Origin of the sequence: Streptomyces lonarensis (genome assembly GCF_012033735.1) — a bacterium.
GTDB classification, from domain to species: Bacteria; Actinomycetota; Actinomycetes; order Streptomycetales; family Streptomycetaceae; genus Streptomyces; species Streptomyces lonarensis.
Window position 1 is genome coordinate 1 of the sequence record NZ_JAAVJD010000240.1, and the last position, 7,666, is coordinate 7,666.

At 71.7% G+C, this 7,666-nt stretch carries 6 protein-coding genes; all 6 read right to left on the reverse strand.

The genetic code is table 11. The features are described from left to right. Positions 1-33: 33 nt before the first annotated feature. On the reverse strand, positions 34-486 hold the full coding sequence (locus HCN56_RS21485) for a cytidine deaminase (protein WP_167973618.1): 453 nt from the start codon (positions 484-486) through the stop codon (positions 34-36). After that, positions 483-1,775, reverse strand: coding sequence for an ABC transporter permease (locus HCN56_RS21490; RefSeq protein ID WP_167973620.1), 1,293 nt, complete (start codon positions 1,773-1,775; stop codon positions 483-485). Before HCN56_RS21490 ends, HCN56_RS21485 begins: the two co-directional genes overlap by 4 nt. Then, positions 1,772-3,010 carry an ABC transporter permease gene (locus HCN56_RS21495; protein ID WP_167973622.1) on the reverse strand — a complete coding sequence of 413 codons (1,239 nt, stop codon included), beginning with the start codon at positions 3,008-3,010 and terminating at the stop codon, positions 1,772-1,774. Before HCN56_RS21495 ends, HCN56_RS21490 begins: the two co-directional genes overlap by 4 nt. Then, a complete protein-coding gene (locus HCN56_RS21500) occupies positions 3,007-4,638 on the reverse strand; it encodes an ABC transporter ATP-binding protein (protein WP_312871352.1) in 1,632 nt (543 codons plus the stop codon). Before HCN56_RS21500 ends, HCN56_RS21495 begins: the two co-directional genes overlap by 4 nt. Positions 4,639-4,786: 148 nt before the next feature. Next, on the reverse strand, positions 4,787-5,830 hold the full coding sequence (locus HCN56_RS21505; RefSeq protein ID WP_167973626.1) for a BMP family lipoprotein: 1,044 nt from the start codon (positions 5,828-5,830) through the stop codon (positions 4,787-4,789). A 269-nt stretch (positions 5,831-6,099) separates the two neighbouring features. Next, a complete protein-coding gene (locus tag HCN56_RS21510; protein ID WP_312871350.1) occupies positions 6,100-7,356 on the reverse strand; it encodes an amidohydrolase in 1,257 nt (418 codons plus the stop codon). Positions 7,357-7,666: the final 310 nt, after the last annotated feature.

The window sequence follows — 7,666 nt, forward strand, 5'->3', positions numbered from 1 at the left end:
CCGCCGGGCCGCGCGGGGCGGCCCGGCGGGCGGTCAGCGCCCGGCGGCCAGGTCGTCCGGGCCGAAGGCGTCGGGCAGCAGCTCGGCCAGCGGCCGAGGACCGGCGGTGGTGTCCACCAGGAGCCCGGGGCCGCCGTGCTCCATCAGCAGCTGGCGGCAGCGGCCGCAGGGGGTGATGACGGCGCCGCGGCTGTCGCAGCAGGTGAAGTGCGTCAGCCGGCCGCCGCCCCCGTCGTGCAGCGCGGAGACGAGGCCGCACTCGGCGCACAGCGCGACACCGTAGGCGGCGTTCTCGACGTTGCAGCCGGTGACGGTGCGGCCGTCGTCGACCAGCGCGGCGGCGCCCACCGGGTAGCCGGAGTAGGGCGCGTACGCCCGCGTCATGGCGGCGCGGGCGGCCAGCCGCAGCTCCTGCCAGTCGGGGTGGCCCGTGCCGGCCGGTCCGGCGTCGCCGCCGTGACCGGCCGGGGTGGCGGCGGGGGTCATGTGCCTTCGCCCCGCCGATAGGGTTTCCCGATCGCCTTGGGTGCCCGCAATCGTTGGCTGAACAGCGCGAGCACCACGAGCGTGGTGATGTACGGGCTGGCGGAGACCAGTTCCAGCGGCATCGTCTCGGTGGAGGAGAACCAGGCGAACAGCGCCACCGCGAGCAGGCCGGTGATGGCGGCGGAGGCCCGCTTGTTGCGGAAGAACTGGTAGATCGCGTAGCCGGCGAGGCCGATCGCGAAGAGCAGCAGCAGCGCGTGGACGACGGTGCCGCCGCCGCGGATCTGGAGCGCGTCGACGAAGCCGAACAGCCCGGCGCCCATCGCGACGCCGCCCGGCCGCCAGTTGCCGAAGATCATCGTGGCGAGGCCGAGGTAGCCGCGGCCGCCGGTCTGGCCGTCCTGGTACATCCGGACGAAGACCGCCAGGTAGGCGCCGCCGAGCCCGGCGAGGCCGCCGGAGACCAGCAGGGCCATGTACTTGTACAGGTAGACGTTGACGCCCAGGGACTCCGTGGCGGTGGGGTTCTCGCCGCAGGAGCGCAGCCGCAGTCCGAAGCCGGTGCGCCACAGCACCACGTAGGTGCCGACGAAGAGCAGGACCGCGATCAGCACCAGCCAGGAGACGTTGGTGACGGCCGCGCCGGCCACCCCGGCGACGTCGGAGACGAAGAAGATGTCCCAGCCGCGTACCGTCGCCAGCCAGTCGGAGAGCAACGGCACCGTGAAGTCGCCGAGTTCGTCCATCCGCGGCGACTGCTTGTCGTTGCCGCCCGCCTCGGCGGCGGCGCTGCCCTCCTGGCCGAACCAGAGCTTGGCCAGGAACTGCACCACGCCGAGGGCGAGGATGTTGATCGCGACGCCGGAGACGATGTGGTCGACGCCGAAGGTGACGGTGGCGACCGCGTGGACCAGACCGCCGAGGACGCCGCCGATGACCCCGGCCAGCACCGCGGCCCACGGGCCGTACTGCCAGCCGATCCAGCCGGCCGCGAACAGGCCGAGCATCATCATGCCTTCGAGGCCGATGTTGATGACGCCGGCCCGCTCCGCCCAGAGGCCGCCGAGCCCGGCGAGGCCGATCGGGACCGCGAGGCCCAGCGCACTGGCCCACTGGCGGGTGTCGGTGAGGCTCCCGGTGTCGGTGACGACCCGCACCAGGGAGAGCAGCAGCAGCGCGCCGGCGATGATCAGCAGGATCATCGGGTAGCTGAGCTTGCGGCGGGCGCCGCGCTCGACCTTGCCGGTGGGCTTCACCGGCTCCGAGCGGGTACTGATCTCGGTGCTCATGCGACGCCCTCCACCGTGTCGTTCGTGCGCGCCCGGGCGGCCAGTTCGGCGCCGACAATGCGCTGCTGGCGCCGCAGGCCCCAGCGGCGGACCAGTTCGTAGGAGACCACGACGGAGAGGACGATGATGCCCTGCATCACGCCGATGATCTCCTGGTAGTAGCCGATGAAGTTGAGGTGGCCGCCGGTGCGTTCCAGGAACGCCCACAGCAGCGCGGCCAGCGCCATCCCGACCGGGTGGTTGCGGCCCAGCAGGGCGATGGCGATGCCCATGAAGCCGATGCCGCTCGGGAAGTTGTTGCCGAAGTTGCCGGTGTCGTTGAGGAGCGTCGGCATGCCAACGAGCCCGGCGATGGCCCCGGAGATCAGCATCGAGGCGACCACCATGCGCTTGACGCTGACGCCGCTGGCCTCGGCGGCGCTGTCGGAGACGCCGACGGCCCGCAGGTCGAACCCGAACCGGGTGCGGCTGAGCAGGTACCAGTAGGCGAAGCCGGCGGCGATCGCGATGACGACGGTGCCGTAGATCAGGCCGGCGCCGGTGTCGATGGTGAAGAACCGGCTCGACTCCGGGATGTCCGGGGTGTGCACGATGTTCTGGTTGCGCTCGGCGAGCCGGCCTTCCTTGAGGAAGTAGCCGATCAGCGAGCCGGCGATGGCGTTCAGCATGATGGTCGTGATGACCTCGCTGACGCCGCGCACCGCCTTGAGGTAGCCGGCGATGCCGGCCCACAGGGCGCCGACCACCATCGCGGTGAGGATGATGATCGGGATCTGCACGAACCCCCCGAGGGCGAGCGCGCCGCCGACGACCGCGGCGAAGAAGGCGGCCACCTGGTACTGGCCGTCGACGCCGATGTTGAAGAGGTTCATGCGGAAGCCGACGGCCACCGCGACGGCCGCCAGGTAGTACGGGATCGCCTTGTTGACGATCCACACCTGGCTGCGGTCGGTGGTCCCGTAGTCGAACATCGCCTCGAAGGCGTGGAACGGGTTCTGCCCGGTGGCGGTGATGACGAGGCAGACCAGCACGAACGCGACGGTCAGCGCGAGCAGCGGGGCGCTGACGGCCAGCAGCAGCTTCTCGCGGACCCGGGGGTCGCTCAGCTTGGCGGCGAGGAACCCGCCGCCGGAGCGGTTGCCGGAGCCGGCGGCGCCGGGCGGCGTCGCAGCCTTGCCGGAGCTGTCGGAGCCCTCGCCGGCCGCGGGTGGCGGGGAGTCCTCGGGGCGGCTCATCGGGCGTCCTCCTCACCGGAGTCGCCGGCCGGGCCGGTACCCGCGCCCGGTGTGCCCGGGGTGTCGGTGTCGTCGCCGCCGAGGCGGCCGGTGGTCTCGCCGGTCATGGCTCCGCCCAGTTGTTCGGGGGTGATCGTGGCGGGGTCGGCCTCGGCCACCAGCCGGCCGCGGTACATGACGCGGAGGCTGTCGGAGAGTCCGATGAGTTCGTCGAGGTCGGCGGAGATCAGCAGCACGGCGAGCCCCTCGCGGCGGGCCTCCCGGATCTGGTCCCAGATCTGCGCCTGGGCGCCGACGTCCACACCGCGCGTCGGGTGGGCGGCGATCAGCACCTTGGGGGTGTGGCTCATCTCCCGGCCGAAGATCAGCTTCTGCTGGTTGCCGCCGGAGAGGCTGGCCGCGGTGACGTTGATGCCGGGGGTGCGCACGTCGTACTCGCGGACGATGCGCTCGGTGTCGGCGCGGGCGTCGGAGAGGGTGAGGCGCTGCCCGCGGCTGTTGGGCCGCTCGGTGATGTGGCCCAGCATGCGGTTCTCCCACAGCGGGGCGGTCAGCAGCAGCCCGTGGCGGTGCCGGTCCTCGGGGATGTAGCCGATGCCGTGCTCGCGGCGGCGGCGTGTGGAGGCGTGGGAGAGGTCGGCGCCGTCGACGGTGATGGTGCCGCCGTCCGGGTCGCGCATGCCCATGACGGCCTCGACCAGTTCGGCCTGGCCGTTGCCCTCCACGCCGGCGATGCCGAGCACCTCGCCGCGGTGGATGGTGAAGTCGATGTCGGCGAGCACCTCGCGCTTGACGCCGTCGGCGTCGGTACCGGAGAGGTGCAGCTCGCGGACCTGGAGCACCGGCACGTCGGTGACGGTCGACTCGCGGGTCTCGGGGACCGGCAGTTCGCTGCCGACCATCAGCTCCGCCAGCTCCTTGGGGCTGGTACCCGCCGGGTCGACGGAGGCGACGGTGGTGCCGCGCCGGATGACGGTGATCTCGTCGGCGACGGAGAGCACCTCGCCGAGCTTGTGCGAGATGAAGATGACGGTGAGGCCCTCGGCCTTCAGCTCCCGCAGGTTGTCGAAGAGCGCGTCGACCTCCTGCGGGACCAGCACGGCGGTGGGCTCGTCGAGGATGAGGGTCCGCGCACCGCGGTAGAGGACCTTGAGGATCTCCACCCGCTGCCGGTCGGCGACGCCGATCTCCTCGACCAGGACGTCGGGGCGGACCCCGAGGCCGTAGGCGTCGGAGATCTCCAGGATGCGGCGCCGGGCCGCGGCGCCGATGCCGTGGCGCTTCTCCGCGCCCAGGACGACGTTCTCCTGGACGGTGAGGTTGTCGGCCAGCATGAAGTGCTGGTGCACCATGCCGATACCGCGGGCGATGGCGTCGGACGGCGAGCCGAAGGAGACCTGCTCGCCCTCGGCGGTGATGGTGCCCTCGTCCGGCTTCTGCATGCCGTAGAGGATCTTCATCAGCGTCGACTTGCCGGCGCCGTTCTCCCCGATCAGCGCGTGGACGGTGCCGCGGCGGACAGTGATGTTGATGTCGTGGTTGGCGACGACACCGGGGAACCGCTTGGTGATGCCGCGTAGTTCGACGGCGGGGGCACCGTCGGCCGCGGGCTGGCTTGAGGCTGGGATGACGCACTCTCCTCGGGAGCGAAGGAGTCGGGGCCGGTGGCCGACGCTATCGTGCCGCACCGGGGCTACGCGCGTAGCTCCCGGGAGAGGGCCCGACGAGAATCGCTCCTCGCCGGGCCCCGGTGGGTGACGCTGTGACCGCGTGGGGTCAGGGGGTGTCGCTGACCTCGGTCTCGCCCTCGACGATGCGGCGCTTGGCCTCTTCCAGCTCGTCCGCGATGTCGTCGATGTGACCGCCGGAGGTGGCGAGCCACACACCGTCGTTGGCCAGGCCGTACTCGCCCATGCCGGACATCGGGTCATCGTTGTCGATGCTGCTGATCAGGTCGAAGACGGCGACGTCGACGCCCTTGATCGCGGAGGTGAGGATCGAGTCCTTGTACTCGGCGAGGCCCGGCTGCTCGGCCTGGTCGGAGTCGACACCGATCGCCCAGGCGTTCTCGGCGGAGGCGACCTCCTCGATCGACCCGTTGCCGGCGAGACCGGCGGCGGTGTAGATCACGTCGACGTCGCGGCCGAGCATGCCGTTGGCCTGCTCCTTGGCCTTGGCCACGTCGGTGAAGCCCTTGGGGTCGTCCGTGTACAGGTACTGGACGTCGACCTCGATCTCGGGGTCGGTGTCCTTGGCGCCCTGCTCGTAGCCGGCCTGGAACTTGTTGATCAGGGTGGTGTCCACGCCGCCGATGAAGCCGACCTTGCCGGTCTCGGACTTCAGGGCCGCGGCGACACCGGCGAGGTAGGAGGCCTCGTGCTCGGCGAAGATCATCGAGTAGACGTTGTCGCCCTCGGCGACGGCGTCGACCACGCCGAAGGTGGTGTCCGGGAACTCCTGCGCCACGCGCTCGACCGACGGGCCGTAGAGGTAGCCGACGCCGATGACCGGGTTGTAGCCCGCCTCGGCCATCTGCTGGAGCCGCTGCTCGCGGTCCGCGTCCGTCTCGTCGTCGCGAGCGGTCTGGTAGTAGGTCTCGACGCCGAGTTCGTCCTCGGCCTTGTCGGCACCTCGGGCGGCGGCCTCGTTGAAGGAGGCGTCGTCGCGGCCGCCGACGTCGAAGGCAATGGCGGCACCCTCACCGGTACCGCCGCTGCTGCCACCGGAACCGGTGGAGTCGTCGCTGCCGCAGGCGCTGGCGGTCAGTGCGAGGGCCGCCGTGGTGGCGACCGTGGCTGCAAGCTTGGATACCCGGCGCAAGAGGGCGTTCCCTTCACTCGAGGCGCCCGTTCGGCGCTCTTCCCGCGAGATCGTAACGCGCGTAGATCCGGTGAAAACAAAAGCGACGGGCCCGTTATCAGATCGTCGTGAACGTAATGCGTTCGCCATATGACAGCACGCGGCCGCCGAATGACGCGCGGTGGACGCACCGGGCGTCGGCCCGACCCCCGCACGCAGGTCAGGGCCGGTCCGAGCGTGTCGGACCGGCCCTTTTCGCCGCACCCGGGGGCGAGGCGGACAACGCGCCTTCAGAGAGGTCGGTGACCGGCGTCGAGAAGCACCGCGGCGGTGAACAGCTCCACACCGACAGTGATGGCGCGTTCGTCGACGTCGAAATCGCCCTGGTGGATATCGCGCGGTGTAGCGGAGGCGTCACCCGCAGCCCGGGTGCCGAGCCGCGCCATCGCGCCGGGGACGTGCTCCAGGTACCAGGAGAAGTCCTCGCCGCCCAGCGACTGCTCGGTGCTCTCCACCGAGGTGGCGCCGAACCGCTCGGTCATCGCCTCGCCCAGCAGGGCGGCGGTGCCGGCCTCGTTGACCACCGGCGGGACGCCGCGGATGTACTGGATCTCGACCTTGGCGCGGTGGGTGGTGGCAACCTCGTCGACCGCCGCGTGCACCAGGTCGGGCGCGGCGCGCCAGGAGTCGAGGTCCAGGCAGCGGACGGTGCCGGAGAGCCCCGCCTGCTGGGGGATGACGTTGGAGGCGTGGCCCGTCTCCAGCCGGCCCCACGTCACGGCCAGGCCGGCGCGGGTGTCCACCCGGCGCGCCAGCAGCGCGGGGACGTCGGTCGCGACGCGCGCCGCCGCCGTCACCAGGTCGGTGGTGAGGTGCGGGCGCGCGGTGTGGCCGCCGGGGCCGCTGAGCGTGATCTCGACGCGGTCGCAGGCGGAGGTGATGGGCCCCGTGCGGAGTCCGATCCGCCCGGCGTCGACCTTGGGGTCGCAGTGGACGGCGATGATGCGGCCCACGCCGTCCAGGACGCCGCACTCGATGGCGTCGGTCGCGCCGCCGGGCAGCACCTCCTCGGCGGGCTGGAAGAGCAGTCGCACCGGCACGGGCAGCTTGCCCTCGCGCGCCATCTCCGCCAGCACCAGCCCGGCGCCCAGCACGACGGTGGTGTGCACGTCGTGGCCGCAGGCGTGGGCGCGCCCGGGGATCGTGGAGCGGTAGGGGACGGTCTTGGTGTCCGGGATCGGCAGCGCGTCGATGTCTGCGCGCAGCGCGAGCATGGGCCGGCCGCCGCTCCACTCGCCGGAGCCGCCGTCGGGGTGCACGTCGCAGTAGAGGCCGGTGCCGCCGTCGAGGACGCGTGGGGTCAGCCCCGCGCGCTCCAGCCGGGCCTTGAGTGCGGCGGTCGTCCGCACCTCGTTGTTGCCCAGCTCGGGGTGCATGTGGAGGTCGCGGCGGAAGGCGACGAGTTCCTCGCGCAGGCCGTCCGGTACCACCCCCGGCAGGTGCAGTGCGGTGACGGGGTCCGTTTCGGGCGACAGCAGGTGGCTCACGTGACCGAGGGTAACGCCCGCTGCATCGAACTTCCCAGTCCTCATGGAAAGTTCACCCACAGGAGCGAGTTCTTATGCGCATCGTCGTGCATACTTCCCAACCGTATCGGGTAAGGAACGGGATTTCGCGCGTGGTCCGTTGAGTGAGATCATCCGCCTCCCACCTGGGACGGGGCGGCGACGGGCGGGGGCCGGACGGCTCGCTGCGCGGGCCCCGGCGGCGGCTCGGCGCCTTTACCAGGACGGACGGTGCGTCGCCAGTCGCCCGCCGTGGCCGCGCCGGCGGCGGGGCGGCACGGGCGGCGGGCCC